16 protein-coding genes are annotated in these 17,469 nt (G+C 34.3%); 15 read left to right on the forward strand and 1 reads right to left on the reverse strand.

The window, feature by feature from the left end; all coding sequences use genetic code 11:
• Positions 1-74 precede the first annotated feature (74 nt).
• The 15 genes from SMGD1_RS00580 to SMGD1_RS00655 all read left to right on the forward strand — a co-directional run bounded on the left by SMGD1_RS00580 (position 75) and on the right by SMGD1_RS00655 (position 15,339).
• Positions 75-1,772 (forward strand): 4Fe-4S dicluster domain-containing protein, encoded by a 1,698-nt coding sequence (locus SMGD1_RS00580; RefSeq protein ID WP_008338218.1) that lies wholly within the window; start codon positions 75-77, stop codon positions 1,770-1,772.
• Entirely contained in the window at positions 1,772-2,545 is a 774-nt protein-coding gene (locus SMGD1_RS00585) for a TorD/DmsD family molecular chaperone (protein WP_008338213.1), read from the forward strand. The genes SMGD1_RS00580 and SMGD1_RS00585 overlap by 1 nt, the downstream gene beginning before the upstream one ends.
• Positions 2,546-2,639: 94 nt before the next feature.
• Positions 2,640-2,843 carry a twin-arginine translocation signal domain-containing protein gene (locus SMGD1_RS00590; protein ID WP_008338606.1) on the forward strand — a complete coding sequence of 68 codons (204 nt, stop codon included), beginning with the start codon at positions 2,640-2,642 and terminating at the stop codon, positions 2,841-2,843.
• A gap of 16 nt (positions 2,844-2,859) precedes the next feature.
• Positions 2,860-5,694 carry a formate dehydrogenase subunit alpha gene (locus SMGD1_RS00600; RefSeq protein ID WP_008340334.1) on the forward strand — a complete coding sequence of 945 codons (2,835 nt, stop codon included), beginning with the start codon at positions 2,860-2,862 and terminating at the stop codon, positions 5,692-5,694.
• Between the two features lie 10 nt (positions 5,695-5,704).
• Positions 5,705-6,313 (forward strand): formate dehydrogenase FDH3 subunit beta, encoded by a 609-nt coding sequence (fdh3B, locus tag SMGD1_RS00605; protein WP_008338497.1) that lies wholly within the window; start codon positions 5,705-5,707, stop codon positions 6,311-6,313.
• A 9-nt stretch (positions 6,314-6,322) separates the two neighbouring features.
• The gene (locus SMGD1_RS00610) at positions 6,323-7,219 is read left to right on the forward strand and encodes a formate dehydrogenase subunit gamma (RefSeq protein ID WP_008338171.1); all 897 of its coding nucleotides are present in this window, start codon (positions 6,323-6,325) and stop codon (positions 7,217-7,219) included.
• A gap of 122 nt (positions 7,220-7,341) precedes the next feature.
• Positions 7,342-8,130, forward strand: coding sequence for a formate dehydrogenase accessory sulfurtransferase FdhD (gene fdhD / locus SMGD1_RS00615; RefSeq protein ID WP_008338679.1), 789 nt, complete (start codon positions 7,342-7,344; stop codon positions 8,128-8,130).
• Positions 8,123-8,509 carry a hypothetical protein gene (locus SMGD1_RS00620; protein WP_008340338.1) on the forward strand — a complete coding sequence of 129 codons (387 nt, stop codon included), beginning with the start codon at positions 8,123-8,125 and terminating at the stop codon, positions 8,507-8,509. Before fdhD ends, SMGD1_RS00620 begins: the two co-directional genes overlap by 8 nt.
• Positions 8,493-8,867 carry a winged helix-turn-helix domain-containing protein gene (locus tag SMGD1_RS00625; RefSeq protein ID WP_008338331.1) on the forward strand — a complete coding sequence of 125 codons (375 nt, stop codon included), beginning with the start codon at positions 8,493-8,495 and terminating at the stop codon, positions 8,865-8,867. Before SMGD1_RS00620 ends, SMGD1_RS00625 begins: the two co-directional genes overlap by 17 nt.
• A complete protein-coding gene (locus SMGD1_RS00630) occupies positions 8,860-9,840 on the forward strand; it encodes a cysteine desulfurase (protein ID WP_008338681.1) in 981 nt (326 codons plus the stop codon). The genes SMGD1_RS00625 and SMGD1_RS00630 overlap by 8 nt, the downstream gene beginning before the upstream one ends.
• On the forward strand, positions 9,833-11,062 hold the full coding sequence (locus SMGD1_RS00635) for a molybdopterin molybdotransferase MoeA (RefSeq protein ID WP_008338675.1): 1,230 nt from the start codon (positions 9,833-9,835) through the stop codon (positions 11,060-11,062). Before SMGD1_RS00630 ends, SMGD1_RS00635 begins: the two co-directional genes overlap by 8 nt.
• A 10-nt stretch (positions 11,063-11,072) precedes the next feature.
• Positions 11,073-12,032, forward strand: a complete 960-nt coding sequence (gene wtpA / locus SMGD1_RS00640) for a tungstate ABC transporter substrate-binding protein WtpA (RefSeq protein WP_008338205.1) — start codon at positions 11,073-11,075, stop codon at positions 12,030-12,032.
• Positions 12,033-12,039: 7 nt separating this feature from the next.
• Positions 12,040-13,026 (forward strand): ABC transporter ATP-binding protein, encoded by a 987-nt coding sequence (locus SMGD1_RS00645; RefSeq protein ID WP_008338472.1) that lies wholly within the window; start codon positions 12,040-12,042, stop codon positions 13,024-13,026.
• Between the two features lie 14 nt (positions 13,027-13,040).
• A complete protein-coding gene (locus tag SMGD1_RS00650; protein ID WP_008338592.1) occupies positions 13,041-14,519 on the forward strand; it encodes an OprD family outer membrane porin in 1,479 nt (492 codons plus the stop codon).
• A gap of 40 nt (positions 14,520-14,559) precedes the next feature.
• Positions 14,560-15,339: an ABC transporter permease gene (locus tag SMGD1_RS00655; protein WP_008338418.1), complete on the forward strand. Its 780-nt coding sequence runs from the start codon at positions 14,560-14,562 to the stop codon at positions 15,337-15,339.
• 43 nt (positions 15,340-15,382) lie between these two features.
• Here SMGD1_RS00655 and SMGD1_RS00660 read toward each other — a convergent pair whose 3' ends face one another.
• Complete coding sequence (locus tag SMGD1_RS00660; protein ID WP_008338438.1) at positions 15,383-17,389, reverse strand: GGDEF domain-containing protein; 2,007 nt, start codon at positions 17,387-17,389, stop codon at positions 15,383-15,385.
• Between the last annotated feature and the right edge of the window lie 80 nt (positions 17,390-17,469).

Consider the following 17,469-nt stretch of genomic DNA (forward strand, 5'->3'; position numbering starts at 1 on the left):
TTTGACTATTTAAGGACAATATAAGTTTTATGAAGTTAAACTTGGTAATATATTTTTTACCAAAAGGATTTAAGATGCAAGAATTTGTCTACTTTAGCGATAGAGGACTTGATTTTCCACTCCCAGAAAATATACTTGTTACCTCTGAATTATCAACTGCTTCAAACAATAATTTCATAGTATCAAATTCTAAAAATGTACATGGTGAAATAATCGCAGATGAGATTGACTTCTATATAAGTAACTCACAAGACCCTATCGCTAAAAAAATCAAAAATGTAGAAAAATTATATGAAATAAATGCCATTAGATTTGATATGGCACAAGATATTAAATACACTCAAAAAGTTTCACAAGAAGTTTTACTTGTATCTACTCAAGAACAAAAAGAAGAGTTTTTAAAATCTATGATCCCTGATGAGTTCAATCTTTTACATGTAACACCTGAAGTAGTTAAATCTATCTCTGGACATATTGGTAATCTAACAGTAATTGTAAATGACACTTTTAAAGATGCAACTCTTCATGTTTCTCAAATCGTATGGTACGACCAAGAAGAGATAGCTACTACACAAAGTGGTGCTTTTGACCCCTTAGAGAGTTCACTAGATGATGTCCTTGCAACTCTACGAAACAATATAAGTAATTATGAGTACAAAAAGTTTGTTGTGTATGATCAAAACATTTGTCAATATCATGGAAGAAATGAAAAGACTTGTGGAAAATGTGCAGTTGTTTGTCCTACTGTTGCTATTGAGAGAGATGATGATATCAAGCATCTACTATTTTCACAAATAGACTGTCACGGCTGTGGCGGCTGTATCTCTGTGTGTCCATCAGGAGCACTAGACTACGCTCCGCTAAATAGAGAGAGCATCTACGATATCTCAAGAATATTCAGTGGGCATATTCCTTTAGTCATCCCTCAAAAGATGAATGTTAAAGGTTTAAATGTAGAGTTAAAAGAAAATGTTTTACCTTTTGCTATTGAAGGTGAGAAGTTCCTTCACGAAGCAACACTGCTAACTATCGCACAAGAGTCAGGCTCACAAGTAATCTTCTACTCTGACTTCCTTTCAAAAGGAACTAAAGATGCCATCAGAATCTTAAATGACATCTATCAAAAGAGACATAACCTAGATGCAATTATAGTCGCGATGGATGAGAGTGAACTAGTAGATGCTCTAAACAAAGTTAACTTCATAGAAGACTCAAGACACACTATCAACGAACTAAACTCAAGAAAAAGAGAAGTTTTCGCAAATAGACTTAAAAATATTGTAGGTGAAGAAGACTTAGGTGAAGTTAAAACAGGCGAGCACATTCACTATGCAAAAGTAAACGTCAATGAAGCTAACTGTACTCTTTGTCTAGCTTGTGTAGGTGCTTGTAACGTAGATGCTCTTGTGGCAAACATAGATGACAACTCTCTAAGAATAAATCCAAGCATCTGTACAGCATGTGGCTTTTGTGAAGTTGTATGTCCGGAGAAAGATTGTTTAACTATAGAAGAAGATGTAATCAAACTAAATCCTACTTGGTTTAAAGAACAAGTCTTAGCAACAGACACTCTGTTTGCATGTGTGGAGTGCGGAAAAGAGTTTGCAACTACAAAAGCAATAGAGAAAATCTCTTCCATTATGTCTCCTATCTTTGCTCACGATCCAGTAAAAGAGAGAACTCTTTACTGCTGTGAAGATTGTAAGCCTAAGGTTATGATGACAAGTTATATGGAAAATAAAAATCTATACAAATCACCAGGAGATATGTAATGAATGAAGAAAAAATGAACAAAGCGAGAGCTTTATACTATGCAATGTTTTCAAGATGTTTTGTTTTTACAACGGACACTAAAAGATACTTTGAGCTGATTGAGTTTATAGATATTTTGAAAGAAAATCCATTAGACAAAAGCTCTGCCGAGGCTTTTGAGAAGATAAGAGCCCTTGTTAAGTCTGATTCTAACATCACTTTTATGAAAGAGTTTGATGCCATCTTTCACTCACCTGAGACTCAAACTCTCAGAACTACAGCTTCATACTATGATGAAGATATAGAGAGTGGAAAGAAAAGAATCGAGATGCAAAACTTTCTAGCTAAGACAAAAATCAGAAGAGATGAGAAATCTTACTCTGACTATGAAGACCATATAGGTTTTATCTTTTCTGTAATGAGCGAGCTGTGTGAACTGATCGCAAATGGAGAAGAGCAATATAAAAATACAGCACATTGTATTTTTGAGCAAATCTTAAATGATTTTGTAGACAAGTTCTCAAAAGAACTTTATGAACATGAAAGCGCAGATATCTTTAAAAATGTAGTTGTCTTACTTAAGTCATTTATCGAGTTCGAAAGACTCTACTTAGAAGTACAGACTCCAGTATATGAACAAAGTAAAGTTCAATCTAAACCAAAAGGCGAAGAACTCTCTGAAGCAGAAATTGAAAGAAGAGAGAGAAACAGACTACTGAGACAAAAAGGACCAAAGGAAGCACAAGATGCTTGTTCTATTGACATAGCCTATGATGTAGAGGATGACATTTAGTCATCCTCTATGTGAAACTTAAGTAAGCCAAAGAGTTTGGTTTACTTAAGTCTCATGATTTTATGGGGCTAATCACAAACAAAAGGAGACAACGATGCAAGAGAGTAGAAGAAACTTCTTCAAAAGAAGTGCATTAGTTGTTGGAGCTGCTGCTGTCAGTGCCACGGCGTTAGCTGCTAATAAAGATGATGCTATAGAAGCTGATTCAAACGGAGTTGTTGTAGGGACATCTACTAAGAAAGAGATTCTTTACAAAAAAAGTCAAGCTTGGGAAGATTTTTACAAACAAGCTTTATAGTAAATAAGGAGAGAGTATGTTAGTTGACACATATGAAACACTCAAAGCTCAAATCGGTAGAAGGTCATTTATGAAAATGGCTGCTGTCGCTACGGCTGCTAGTGTAACTAGTGCATTTGCTAATGATGGTGTAACAAGAGCTGCTACACAAGAGGAAGTTAAAAATCCTTTTCCTGGCTCAGTAAATGTTAAAACTATCTGTACTGCATGTTCGGTTGGATGCGGTATTATCGCAGAAGTACAAAACGGCGTTTGGGTAAGACAAGAAGTTGCACAAGACCACCCTATTTCATTAGGTGGACACTGTTGTAAAGGTGCTGATATGATTGATATGGTTAGGTCTGAAGTTAGACTTAAGCATCCAATGGTAAAAGAAGGCGGAAAATGGAAAAGATTAAGTTGGGACGATGCACTAGACAGAATCGCGACTAAACTAAAAGCTTCTCATGAAACAGCAGGACCTGACTCAGCAATGTTTTTAGGATCAGCAAAAATGAGCACTGAACAGGCATATTATTTTAGAAAATTTGCCGCAATGTATGGAACGAACAATATAGATCACCAAGCTAGAATTTGACATAGTGCAACAGTCGCCGGTGTGGCGAATACATGGGGTTATGGCGCTATGACCAATTCACTTGGAGATATCCAAAATGCTAAAGCAATTATAATTTTTGGAGCGAATCCTGCGGTTAATCACCCAGTTGGATTTCAACATTTTCTAAAAGCTAAGGAACAAAACAATGCAAAAATAATTGTTGTCGATCCAGTTTTTACTAAAACAGCTGCAAAAGCTGACCATTACTGTCGAATAAGACCGGGTACAGATATACCATTTATGTATGGAATGCTGCATCTAATCTTCAAAAACAACTGGCATGATGAGAAATTCATCAAAGACAGAGTTTACGGTATGGAAGATATTATGGAAGAAGCTAAAAAGTGGCATCCTAAAAAAGTTGAGGATGTAACAGGTGTAAGTGCTGATCAACTTATTCAAATTACAACACTATATGCTAGATCTAATCCTGGTACTTTAATCTGGGCTATGGGTTTAACTCAGCACTCAGTGGGTAGTTCTAATACTAGACTTGCTCCTATCTTACAACTGGCTCTTGGAAACATGGGTGTTGAAGGTGGTGGAACTAATATTCTTAGAGGTCACGATAATGTTCAAGGTGCTACAGACATGTGTTGTTTATCACATACACTGCCTGGTTACTATGGATTAAGTAGTGGTTCATGGAAATACTTCGCAAAATCTTGGGGTGTTGACTATGAATGGTTAGCTAAAAAAAGATTTAAGAATGAAGAATGGATGGGCAAAAAAGGATTTACACTTTCTCGTTGGTGGGCTGGTGTACTAGATGGTAAAGACGGTAATGATAAGATTCATAACGCAGGTACTAATCTAAAAAATCTTTTTGTAATGGGTAATGGTATTACTTCAATTGCTCAACAAGCTAAGGTAAAAGAAGGTCTGGACAACCTAGATATGATTGTTCTTTGTGATCCTTTTGTTAATGAAGCAGCAATTTTAACTGATAAGCAAGATGATGTATTTATTTTACCGGCTGCTACTCAGTTTGAGACTTCTGGATCTGTAACTGCAACTAATAGATCAGTTCAGTGGAGATCAAAAGTAGTTGAACCGATGTATGAGTCAAAAACTGACCACGACATTATGTTCGAACTGGCAAAAAGACTCGGTTTTTACGATGAGTATACTGCCGGAATGAAAATTAAAGAGAATAAAAAAGATTTTACATGGCCTGAAGATGCTACTGATGAAATTGCAAGAATCATTAAAACTATTGGTTTAACTGGTTGGACTGCAAAAAGAATCAAAAAGCATACTGAGAATTGGCATATGTTTGATCAAATCTCTGGACGTGGATACGGTGAGATGAAAGGTGAATATTATGGTTTACCTTGGCCAGTATGGACAGAGACACACGGTGGAAGTCCGTTACTATACAACATCAACAGAAGTGTTGCTGAGGGCGGTATGGGATTTAGAAACAGATTTGGGCTAGAGCATGAAGGGCATGATTTATTATCAGGCAAAGGTTCTGCACCTAAAGATTCTGCTAATAAAGACGGTTACCCAGAGATTACTGCAGAAAATATTGAAAAAGTTCTTGGCATTACGCTAAGTGCTGATGAGAAGAGCAGAATCGGTAAAAACTGGAAAGTTGATACTTCTAATATTATTGCTGAGAAATGTATGCAACGCGGTATAGCTCCTTATGGAAATGCTAAAGCGAGAGCTAAAGTTTGGACATTCCCTGACCAGATTCCAATGCACAGAGAGCCTTTACACTCTCCAAGACAAGACTTGGTAGAAAAATATCCTTCTTATGAGGATAAAAAAGACCATTATAGAGTTGATACTAAATATATTTCTAAACAGAATGAACAAGATTGGTCGAAAGATTTCCCTATCAACCTTGTAACAGGAAGACTTGTAAATATGAATGGTGCAGGTATGGAAAATAGAGCTTCTAAATATTTAGCAGCGCTTACTCCTGAGATGTTCTGTAGTATTAACCCTAATTTAGCAGGTAAGTATGGAATCAGAGATGGTTCTATGATGTGGATTCATTCACCTGAAGGTACTAAAATTAAAGTTAAAGCAAAATATTCTTATTCAGTATCTGAAGACAGAATTTTTATGCCTTTTCACTTTGCCGGTCATTTCCAAGGTGAAGATTTATCTCATAAGTATCCAAAAGGAACTAAACCTTACGCTGTAGGAGAGAGTGCTAATACTGTTACAAACTACGGTTATGACATTATCACTCAGATTCCTGAGACTAAAGGCGGATTATGCCGCATAGAATACGCGTAAGGAGTTGGTTATGAGTGAAAATGCAAGATTAAAATTTTATTGTGATGAGCATAGATGTATTTCATGTGATGGTTGTTCGGTAGCTTGTGCGGAGGCGCATGAGTTACCGGCTAACATCAACAGAAGAAAAGTAATTACTATGAATGAAGGCATTCAAGGTTTAGAATACTCTCTATCTATTGCTTGTATGCACTGTACAGATGCTCCTTGTGAGCAAGTTTGTCCTACTGATTGTTTCTATATCAGAGAGGACGGTATCGTTTTACACGACAAAGAAAAATGTATTGGTTGTGCTTATTGTCTGTACGCTTGTCCTTTTGGTGCTCCTCAGTTTCCACTAGATGGTGCTTTTGGAGTAAAAGGTGTTATGGATAAATGTACCATGTGTGCTGGTGGACCAGAAGAGACTAACTCACATAAAGAAAGAGAACTATACGGGCAAAATAGAATCGCAGAAGGTAAAGTACCAGTGTGTGCTGCTATGTGTTCTACTAAAGCATTACTTGTTGGTGATTCACAAGAAATTTCTTCTATATATAGAGAAAGAGTATTGTCAGTTGGCCATGGTGTTAAAACACAACCTTATGGATGGTCAACAGCATATGGTTCTAAAATATAGGACATTATTATGAAAAGTAAATATATAATAATCGCTCTTATCGCACTCTCTTCACTAGCCTTTGGTGCTAGTGAAAGTGTAGTATGGAGCGACAACCTAGTTGATAATATCCTTGGTTACGATAAAAAAGGTTCATTACATTTAGGACAATATTTTACTATTTTACAAAGTACATATTTCAAACCACTATTTTTAGGTGTTTTATTTGGAGTACCCGCAGTGTTTCTTTTACACTACATGGTAATCGGTCCAATGATCTTCTCTCATGATAGAAAGAAGATCTATGTATTTACTTTGTTTCACAGAATAGTTCATGCCATTGCAGGTGTATCATTTATCTTACTTATTCCAACTGGTCTAATTATGATGTTTGCTAGCACTTTTGGCGGTGGAGAATTTGTAAGAGTATGTAAAGAGATTCATGCGATCTCGACACTTCTTTTTATAGTAAGTATTGTACCTATGTTTTTTATGTGGCTTAGATGGATGTTTCTCCACTTCGATGACATTAAATGGTTAATGATTGTAGGCGGTTATCTAAATAAAGATAAGAAACCAGTTCCTGCAGGCAGATTTAATGCCGGTCAAAAAACTTGGTATTGGTTAGCTACTCTTGGTGGGTTTATAATGATAGGAACTGGTGCGGCTATGTATTTTCAAGACTTTAGACTTGATATGCTAGACACATACCAGATCTCTCAAATTGACTTTTTAAGAGCAAGTGCTATTGTTCATAATGCCTTAGGATTAGCTGTTGTAGCTCTTTTCTTTGTTCATATTTACATGGCAGTATTTGCGATTAAAGGTGCTATCCACAGTATGATAGATGGTCACAAAGAAGAAGAAGAAGTAGAAATTCTTCATAGTTCTTATTATAGAGAGCTAAAAGAAAAAGGCGAAGTTTAACAGATTAATCGGTTCATTCCTCCTTTTTTGGCGGAGTGTTCTTTTTTTTACACTATGCAAATATTACATATTTAAATAGTTGTATTTTTAAATATGCTAAAATAGCATAATAAGGAATAACAATGCCAAACACTAAATATTTAAAGAAAATCATTATCGACAGAGTTGATGGTGATGAGATTACAGAAGTAGAAGATGTGACTATTGAAGAAGCAAGACTAAATGTTTACCTCAATGGTGAAAAAATCATATCAATGATGTGTATTCCCAAGGATCAAAAAGCTCATGCAATTGGCTTTTTGATGAGTGAGAATGTAATCTCTGATATTACAGACGTTGAATATATAGAAGTTAGCGAAGATGGTTTAAAAGTTGATATCAAAGCAGCAGTTGATACAGACTCATTACAGAACCTATATAAAGAAAAAACCCTTGTAAGCGGTTGTGGTGGAGGAATTACTGGTAATATTGCCGGAAGCCTGGAAATACCATTTAACCAAACAAGTTTTGTGATTAGCCCTAAGACTATCAGCGATGAAGTTAAACTATTTTACGCTGATAGTGAACTATATAAACTGACAGGTTGTGTTCATAAAGCGATGCTTTATTTAGAAGATAAAACAACTGTAACTGCAGAAGATATCGGAAGACATAATGCTATCGATAAAGTAGTAGGTAAATGTAAGATAGATTCTCTGGACACAACAAAAGCAGTCTTATTTGTTAGTGGAAGACTTAGTTCTGAAATGGTTGTCAAAGCTGTTATGCATAAGATTCCAATTGTAGTTTCAAGAACTGCTCCAACATATCTTGGAGTACAAACGGCAAATACGCATGGAATAACTCTGATAGGTTTTGCCAGAGGTAGAAAAATGAATATCTATACTCATAGTGGAAGAATTCATGGCTAATCAAGCTGAAATTATAAAGCAATATCTAAATGAGAACGGAAAAATAAACTGTTTAGATGGCTTTAAATTGGCTAGAAAGTTAAATATAGATCCCGGCGAAATAGCTGAGCTTACTAAAAAATACGGTATCAAAATCGACAATTGCGAGCTTGGTGTTTTTGGTGACAATGACTTTGGTGAAAGAAGAGATGATATATATGAAAAGCTCTCTTTAAAAGCTGATAATGAAAAAAAGCTAGAGTGTAGTGTTGCTTGGGAAGTAGCACAGGAATTTTCTTTGAAAAAAGTTGGTTCTACCACTAAAAAAAGTGACATTGAAGTTATATATTGTCAGCTTGGATGTTTTAGAAGAAGGATTCACCATGGTAGTAAAAGTTAAAACTTGGATAGAAGACGACAGTGAGCACCTTATTTTTGGTGGGGGAAAAACTCAAGTCTTGGAACTGATAGATGAAACAGGTTCAATCTCAGAAGCTTCAAAAAAAGTGGGGATGAACTATAAAAAAGCTTGGACACATATTAAAATACTCCAAGAGTATATAGAAGATGATCTTGTTGTTGTAAACAAGGGAAGAGAATCTGGCGGGACAACACTTACACCAAAAGCTAAAGAGCTAATCTTAAAATATAAGCAACTTGAAGCAGAAGTAAAAGCCTATTCAACCAAAAGATTCCAAGAGATCTTTATAGCTGATGGCAATGTTATTCACTGTACTAAGGATAAGCAAGATGTATAAATTGAACTATTTAAATTATGCAGATGCTAAAGATGTATCAATAGAAAAAGAGCTTAGTATTGATCCTTTGAGTACAAATGTTGAGTATGAAAAGTTAAGCTCTGATTTAACTTCAAAATTTGATTTTTCGCATCTGCATACATTCTCTTTTTCAAAAGAAGGGTTTCTAGGTTTAATGTTGGAATTAAAAGAAGATATCGCTGTAAGTCTTGGTGAGAGTGAAGCATTGATCCAAGCTGCCAAACTATATGAAACACTGGGTTTCAAAGTGACTTACATAGATATAAAGCATAATGGAGAGATAGACTATAAAGATGTAGAGTCAATAAAAGAAGAGTACTTTTTTGTATCTCCATATATTATAGATACCTTTGTTAGAGTTGATTTGAAAAAAATCAAAGAATTATTTTGTGGAACTGTTATTTCAAATATATCGGCAACTCTAGATGCTTCACTATGTGATATTGCTTATTTTGATGTTTATAAACTAAGTGGATATTGTACGCATTCAGTGCTTCTGCATGACGGTCTGTTTGAAGAGCAAAACATTGCAAGTATTGACACACTTGGAGTAAAACTAATCTCAGATGCTCTTAACAAAAAAAGAGAAAACATAACTTGCAAAAAAGAGTTTATAGAAGCTTTAAAAGAGAGTTTGAAAGATGACTTTTTCTTTTTTGTAGGTGCAGATGCAACACTTGATAATGTAGTTCACTTTGGGCTTAAAGGTATAAAAGCCAGACAAGTTATTAGAAATTTAAGTCTATCAAATATTTTTGTAACAAATGGAGAAGGATGTTCTTTGGGCCTTTCACGCCCCTCTAGAATTATTCAGGAAATGGGTTATACAGAGCTGCAAAGTAGACAAGCACTATCTCTATCTTTTTTTAAAGATTTAGATAGTGAAGAGATACAATTTGTGGCTTCTAAGATAGCAAAATCATACAGACAGATAAAGGCTTTACATGGATAAGTATTTAGATTTTAAAGATGCTGTTGCTTCATCACTTGGGATTGCTGAAGTAACAACTCTTGAAGAAACGGTTCATATCGGTGACTCTATAGGAAGAGTTTTGGCACAAAAAGTCATCTGTGTTAAGAACCTTCCATCTTTTAATAACTCTGCAATGGATGGCTTTGCAATAAAAGCTACAGATGCAGGTAAAAGATTAAAAGTTTTAAAGACTATTTTAGCTGGTGATAGTGTTGAAGCGACTCTTAGTGCTGGAGAGTGCTACAAGATAATGACTGGTGCTAAAGTGCCAAGTGATGCTGATACTATCATCCCTATAGAAGATGTTTTAGATTATGAAAACAGTGAAGTCACAATCAAAGAAAATGTCGTAAAAAACTCATGTCTAAGATTTAAGGGTGAAGAGAAAGCTCTTGGTGATGTTTTATTTGATAAAGGTGAAGTTATCACATCCGGTATGGTAGCTCTCTTAGCTTCTCAGGGCATTACAATGCTCTCACTATATAAGAAGCTAAACATTGCCGTTGTATCGACTGGAAATGAGCTAAAAGAGCCATGGGAGATAGCAAGTGATGATGAGATTTATAACTGCAACTCTTATGCGATTATCTCGCTTTTAAAAGAAAAAGGCTTTAACGCGACATATACAGGTGTCGTGCCTGATTCTCTTGAGAAATCAGTTGAGTTTGTTAATGGCTTAAAGAGTTACGATCTGATTATAACAACAGGTGGCATCTCTATGGGAGATGCTGACTACATGGCAGAGGCATTTGAGCGCAATGGCCTTGAGATAGCTTTTCATGGAGTTAACATCAAACCTGGACGTCCTATCATGATGGGAAAAATGGATAATACTTTCGTAATGTGTCTTCCTGGAAATCCATTAACAGCTATGGTAAACATGCATCTATTTGCCTTTCCTGTTTTAAACAAGTTACAAGGTTCTTTGAAAGTTTTTCATGATGTAGATATTGCTACAAATGTTAAAGCCTTTAAAACAAAATCTGGTCGCGTTAATGTTGTTCTAGGGAGTTATGCAGATGGAAAATATTGCGTAACCCAAAATAATAAATATGGCTCTGGGATGATTAGTGTGATAGATGCTAGTAATTGTATTCTTGTTACAGATGAATCATGTGAGAGTATATCAGAAGAAGATAGCGTCAAGATTATTAAGTTTAATTGCTTATATAGCAAAGATCAAATCGATCTATTTAACTAAGGAGAAAAAGATGAATAAAAAAATATTACTAAGTTTAGGGTTTAGTGCCCTACTCGCTTCTAGTTTATTAGCAAAAGAGAGTGTATCAGTTTTTCATGCAGGATCTTTAGCAGTTCCATTTGCTGAGATTGAAAAAGCATTTGAATCAAAGTATCCTCAATACGATGTACAAAGAGAAGCAAGTGGCTCTATTGCAGCAGCTAGAAAAATTTCTGAAATTGGCAGAGCGGCAGATGTTATGGCAAGTGCTGATTATAAGGTAATTGACAATCTGCTAATTCCAAAAGATGCTAAGTTTAATGTGCAGTTTGCAACAAATGAGATGGCAATTGCTTATACATCAAATGCAAAATATGCAAAAGAGATAAATGCACAAAACTGGCCGGAGATTTTTTTAAGAGATGGGGTTAAGGTCGGTCATTCAAATCCTAATTTAGACCCTTGTGGATATAGAACGATGCTAGTTACTAAGTTGGCAGAAAAGCATTATAAGTCTCCAGGGTTATTTGACAAACTATTTGGTTATGGAGAGTCATACAAAGTCGGTGACGAAAAAAAGAGCAAAATCATAGTAAGACCAAAAGAGACTGATTTATTAGGTTTAATGGAAGCTAATGCTTATGATTATCTCTATATTTATAAATCAGTAGCACAGCAACATGGTCTGAAATACATAGAGTTGCCTAAAGAAGTCTCTTTAGTTGATAATGAGTTTAAAAATTTTTACAAAACTGTAAGCTTTAAAATCAGTGGCAAAAAACCTGGATTGTTTGTAACTAAATACGGAGGTGCTATGGTTTATGGCATAACCGTTGTAGAAAATAATAAGTCTCCTAAAAATAAAGATGGTGCAATTAAATTTGTCAACTTTGTACTTTCAGATGAGGGAAAAAAGATAATGGCCAGTAATGGTCAAGGTACATTTTCTTCACCAACAATTACAGGAGATGCTTCCATAATAGGAAAGTAGCTAAACAATGGACTATTTAAAAATAAAAAACTTATCAAGTAAAACAAATGATTTTTCGCTTGATAAAATAACTTTTGATATACAAAAAAATGAATATTTTGTACTTCTTGGGCAAAGTGGAAGTGGAAAGACTATGCTTCTCGAAACCATTGCAGGACTCAATCAATGTGAAGGAGAAATATTTTACAAAGGAGAGGACATCTCTCTTTTAGCAACTGAAAAGAGAGATATCGGCTTTGTATATCAAGACTTTGCACTATTTCCAAACTTAAATGTAGAAGAGAATATTAGATTTTCATCTAAGTATAAAAAAGTAGTAGATGCAGATACACTCTTTGAAGATATTGTAGAATTTTTAAAGTTAGATAGTCTACTAGATCGCGATACTAAAGACTTAAGTGGTGGAGAAAAACAGCGTGTGGCAATAGCTAGAGCAATATTTTCCAGACCAAAAATATTACTTTTGGATGAACCACTTAGTGCTATTGATCCAACATTTAGAAACTCTATTATGAAGAGTTTAAAAGATATTCATAGAAGATATGATGTTACAACAATCCATGTAACTCATAACTTTAGGGAAGCATCGTATCTGGCTGATAAGATAGCAATAATTATGGATGGAAAGATTCAGCAGGTTGGTAAAGCCGAAGATGTTTTGAATCACCCTATAAACATAGAAGTAGCAAGGTTTTTAGGATTTAAAAATATTTTTCCGGCAACTATGCTTGGATTTAGTTCAAGTTCAAAAGTTTTTTCTGTTGATCCAAATGTCATCAAGGTATCAAAAAATGGAACAATGGAAGCTGACTATATTTTAGAGGGAGTAGTTGAAGAGTGTATGGGGATAGTAGATCACTATAAACTTTTTGTAAAAGTTAAACAACATCAGTTTTTTATTAAAATCTTAAAGAGGGATTATGAAGGGTGCTATGCAGATAGGACCAATATAATCCAAATTGGGTTTGATAAAAAAGACATAAGTTTTATATAAAAAAAGGAAGAAAAATGAAGAAAAAATCAACTCAGATAAGCCTCTTAGTGAGTGCTTTAATAATATCAACAAGTCTTTATAGTGCAGATGAAATATCAAAGCGCACATTGAAAACAAACTATCAAGAAGTTTATAATGAAAAACCTGGTTCTGTTGAAAACTTCAGAGACATGTTTTTAGATGGTAAGTTTTACGGACGCCTGCGTTCTAATACTTTTTACTATGCTTGGGAGAAAGAAACTGCAACACAAGACTCTCATTTAATCACTGCTCTTGGTGGCTCAGTTGTATATAAAAGTGCAACATATTCTAACTTTGATTTCACTGCTGGTCTATACTATACACAGGCATTTTTTGATGATAACAGCGACCCTGTTAACCTCTTAAAAGCTGGGAAAGATGTTCTAAGCAGATTTGACAATACTAACACCGGAAGCAAATCAATGGGCGTTCTTGGTCAAGCTTACATTAGCTACAAAGGTATACCTAAAACAGAATTGCTAGTGGGTCGTCAGCTAGTTGAGACTTTTTATACTAAATCAAATGATACAAAAATGATTCCAAATACATTTGATGGTATAGTGATTGAAACAAAAATAATTCCAGATACTACTGTAAAACTAGGATATCTAGCAGAGCAGAAACTTCGTGACCATACCGAATCACACTCTGCTCTAATGTATGGAGATAGTAATTCAACTTCTTCAAACAATCCTGCATGGAGTGAAAATGATGATACTGCAATGCACAAAGGATTTACATACACTCGTCTAAAAGCTGCTGGAGTAGATACTGAGGCACCACTGATTGTAGGAGATTTACATAATAACTCTGTTGAAAATTTAAAAATTGATGTTTCCTTTTATGCTGTACCAGAACTTGTGTCTGAGATGATGGCTGAAGCAAACTATAAAATTAAGATGGGTGATTTTTCTATAGCACCAGGTGTACGTTACATAAAACAGTTTGACAATGGCGGTGGTGATATTGGTGGAGCAACTTATAGTGGCACACTAGCTGGTATAAGTGGACAAAGTGGTGGATATAAAAATGCCAATTCTCTTGATTCCCAGATGCTCGCTGCTCGTTTAGTTGGAAACTATGCTAACTATAAACTAAACTTGGGGTATTCTCAGGTATTTGATGAAGCTGACTTAATTACTCCATGGCGTGGTTTTCCTACTGCTGGATATACACGTTCAATGGCAAGATATAACTGGATGGCCAACACAAAGAGCTATCGTGTAGAAGTAGTACGTAATGCAAATAAAAAAGGTGTTTACACTGATCTGTTTGTACAGATGTCAATACTACACACAGATGCAGATGAGGCTAAAGGATATTTTGATGAAAACTACTACTATGTTGGATTTGCACAAAATATTCCAAGCTTTAAAGACTTACAATGGCGTCTTAGACTTGGTTACAATGATACAAAAAAGGTAGATGCAGACAATCTAGATGGTCGTTTTGAGCTTAACTACCTGTTTTAAAAAAATATAACCTGTGAATAAACCATAAGAAGAGAATATCATGAAAGCAATCTATAAAAGCAATACATTTAACACAACACTGATAGTCTTAGCACTAATACTAATATTTTTTCTTAGTGTTCCTATAATAAAAATATTTATAGGTGTAGGAAGTGAAAAACTACTTGAAACTATAAAAGACGGTGAAGCAATTGATTCTATAATCCTGACAATGAAAGTATCAGCATGGTCTATGATGTTTGTTTTATTTACAGGACTTCCACTAGCTTATGTGATTGCAAGATATGACTTTTATGGAAAAAGTATGGTTGAGGCACTTATAGATATTCCAGTGATGATTCCTCATACTGCTGCCGGAATTGCTCTTCTTACCACTTTTGGAGATAGCGCAATCGGTGACTTTTTTAAACTCTTTGGAATAGAATTTATCGGTACAGAATATGGAATAATGATAGCTATGATGTTTCTATCAGCTCCATTTTTAATAAATAGTGCCAAAGATGGATTTAGAAAAGTAGATGTAAAACTAGAAAAAACAGCTAGAACATTGGGAGCTTCTCCAATAAATGTATTTTTTAGAATAACTATTCCAAATGCAAAAAAAGACATTATAAACGGTGCTTTAATGATGTGGAGCAGAGGTCTTGGCGAGTTTGGTGCAATTGTAATTTTAGTTTATCATCCAATGACAACCCCTGTTTTAATTTTTGACAGGTTTAATAGTTATGGGCTTAGTTACAGTGCACCATTAGCAGCGGTAATTATTGGCTTTAGTATGCTTGTATTTTTGATTGTTAGATTTATTACAAATCGTTTGTAAAATATAAATGCTTAGTTGGTAAATTAAATATTTCTTATTATCTTTACTTTCTAAGTTCATGTATTATTTTCATCTGTCGATTGGCAATATACTGTTTTAAAATGCCTTTATTAATTCCATCTAAATGACATAAAACAACAATCTTAAAACCATCTTTAACTTTTTCAATTTTTTTAACTGTTGCTTCTGTAATAAATGAAGTAGTGATGTCATCAACAGGAAGCATTATATCTATAGATACAAAACTTCCTTCATCTAAACTTCTTTTTCGTTTTAATCTTAACCCAATATATTCTTCATTTATGTCATTTACTACACCTTCACAGTCTGGACCATCTGATAAAATATTGACTTTCATGTTTTCTTCTACTTCAACACGGAATATTTTGCGTTTTAGTGGAGTGTGTTTACTTAGCCTAAAGCGATGAATTTTAACAGTGTTGTTTTTATCGTTAAGACTGTATACAGATGCTTTAACAATACCTAACATTGGAAATTCTAAATAGATATTCTCATTTGGCGCGGTAGCACAAAACTCTTTATTTGATAGCTGAACAGTTGCACTATCTTTATCTACAAAAAGCAATTTATTCTCAACACTGATTGCTAAGCCCTTGTAGTATAGTGTTGTTTTAATCTTTTTCATGCCTTTTAGTCTATCTGTAAATCTTTCTTGATCAGGTAGAGCTTCGTATAATTTCACATTCTCAAAATCAGTACTAACACTGCCTTCTTGCGAAGAATTTATTTCATCAATTAAAGAATTTGCTCGAATCTGAACACTATTTACAGTCTCACTAAGGTCAAAAGCCGTAATAGATATAGTTTTTCTATGAGGTGATTTACTCAATTCAATATGAAGTGAACTACACCAGTTGTAACTATCCTGTTCATTCTCATATACTATCAATACACCAAAGCGACTTCCTTCAAGACGAGCGACAATCATATTTTTATCAGTATTAGAGATTAGATCTTTAGCTACATTTACTATTGCCTTATCACCAGCATCCATTCCCTGAGTATTATTTATTTCTTTTAGCTGTGGTATATCTACAATTACTAAAGCAAGTTGCGTGTTATCTTGCAAGGCCTTTCTTTGTGCTTCACCCATTAAATGAATAAATTTAACATAGTTGTAAAGTCCTGTCAATTCATCATGTTCAAGTTTTTCTCTTATAAGTGCTTCATTCGCAACATGAGAGGAGATACTATTAAAACTAATTATATATTTTGTAGGCTCACTCTCAGGAAGAGTAGTTATACGTCCACTATATGTAAAGACATCAGCCATTTTATTATTAAAGATATTGGTAGTAAAAGGTTTATTTGACTCATAGACACTGCTCAACCATTCATTTATATTTTCTAGATCAAATTTTATTTTTGAAGAACTATCTACATCTTTCATAAAACTAAATGTACTAGAGAAATTTTTATTAAATTCTTTTATATCATTAACACCTATAGCCTCAAAAAATGGTTGATTTGCTAAAATTATATGCCCATTTTGAACAATAATTATTTTTGTATTTATAAAGTTTATTATTTTTAATATTTGACTGAATTTCTTTTGTTGAACAATTGATTTTTGAATAGCTTGTTGTTTCTTTTCATAAAAAGTTGTAAAAATTTCCAATACGCCAGAGAGATTTGCATCAAAAAGAATCGCTATTTCATCCATCATCTCCATAGCATTATCTTTGATTAGCTTATCTCTAAATATATAAGTGACAAGAGTTCTACGCAGTCCCATACAAATGTCAAATACATCTTTTGGTGTAATATTTTTTTCTAACAAAAAGTTGACCAATTTACTCATTATCGGACAATTACCGGCTTCCTTCTCTTCGCGAACAACAGCTATAAAGTACTCTATTATTGGCACACCATATCCATCTCTAAACTTAACACCAGCAATTTTATAATTTTTAAAAATTGATTTAACAGTAGGAATCTCAATCCATTCAGACCCAAGTTTTACTCGATTTATTTCAAGTTGATCAATGATATTTAAAAGATTAGGGGCTAGTTCTTGTAGTTTAGACATAGCTTCTCCTGACATAATTTTGATTATTATATCACAAAAACTATAGAAGTTTTAAACCTCAAGAGGAGGTTTAAAAATAA

Source organism: Sulfurimonas gotlandica GD1 (assembly GCF_000242915.1).
Lineage (GTDB): Bacteria > Campylobacterota > Campylobacteria > Campylobacterales > Sulfurimonadaceae > Sulfurimonas > Sulfurimonas gotlandica.

Excerpts from the sequence above, each read along its gene's own strand:
- SMGD1_RS00630 (WP_008338681.1), top strand. The coding sequence starts at position 8,860 with ATGTATAAATTGAACTATTTAAATTATGCAGATGCTAAAGATGTATCA.
- SMGD1_RS00610 (WP_008338171.1), top strand. The coding sequence starts at position 6,323 with ATGAAAAGTAAATATATAATAATCGCTCTTATCGCACTCTCTTCACTA.
- SMGD1_RS00585 (WP_008338213.1), top strand. The coding sequence starts at position 1,772 with ATGAATGAAGAAAAAATGAACAAAGCGAGAGCTTTATACTATGCAATG.
- SMGD1_RS00635 (WP_008338675.1), top strand. The coding sequence starts at position 9,833 with ATGGATAAGTATTTAGATTTTAAAGATGCTGTTGCTTCATCACTTGGG.
- SMGD1_RS00580 (WP_008338218.1), top strand. The coding sequence starts at position 75 with ATGCAAGAATTTGTCTACTTTAGCGATAGAGGACTTGATTTTCCACTC.
- SMGD1_RS00655 (WP_008338418.1), top strand. The coding sequence starts at position 14,560 with ATGAAAGCAATCTATAAAAGCAATACATTTAACACAACACTGATAGTC.
- SMGD1_RS00620 (WP_008340338.1), top strand. The coding sequence starts at position 8,123 with ATGGCTAATCAAGCTGAAATTATAAAGCAATATCTAAATGAGAACGGA.
- SMGD1_RS00650 (WP_008338592.1), top strand. The coding sequence starts at position 13,041 with ATGAAGAAAAAATCAACTCAGATAAGCCTCTTAGTGAGTGCTTTAATA.
- SMGD1_RS00590 (WP_008338606.1), top strand. The coding sequence starts at position 2,640 with ATGCAAGAGAGTAGAAGAAACTTCTTCAAAAGAAGTGCATTAGTTGTT.
- wtpA (WP_008338205.1), top strand. The coding sequence starts at position 11,073 with ATGAATAAAAAAATATTACTAAGTTTAGGGTTTAGTGCCCTACTCGCT.
- SMGD1_RS00625 (WP_008338331.1), top strand. The coding sequence starts at position 8,493 with ATGGTAGTAAAAGTTAAAACTTGGATAGAAGACGACAGTGAGCACCTT.
- SMGD1_RS00660 (WP_008338438.1), bottom strand. The coding sequence starts at position 17,389 with ATGTCTAAACTACAAGAACTAGCCCCTAATCTTTTAAATATCATTGAT.
- SMGD1_RS00645 (WP_008338472.1), top strand. The coding sequence starts at position 12,040 with ATGGACTATTTAAAAATAAAAAACTTATCAAGTAAAACAAATGATTTT.
- fdh3B (WP_008338497.1), top strand. The coding sequence starts at position 5,705 with ATGAGTGAAAATGCAAGATTAAAATTTTATTGTGATGAGCATAGATGT.
- fdhD (WP_008338679.1), top strand. The coding sequence starts at position 7,342 with ATGCCAAACACTAAATATTTAAAGAAAATCATTATCGACAGAGTTGAT.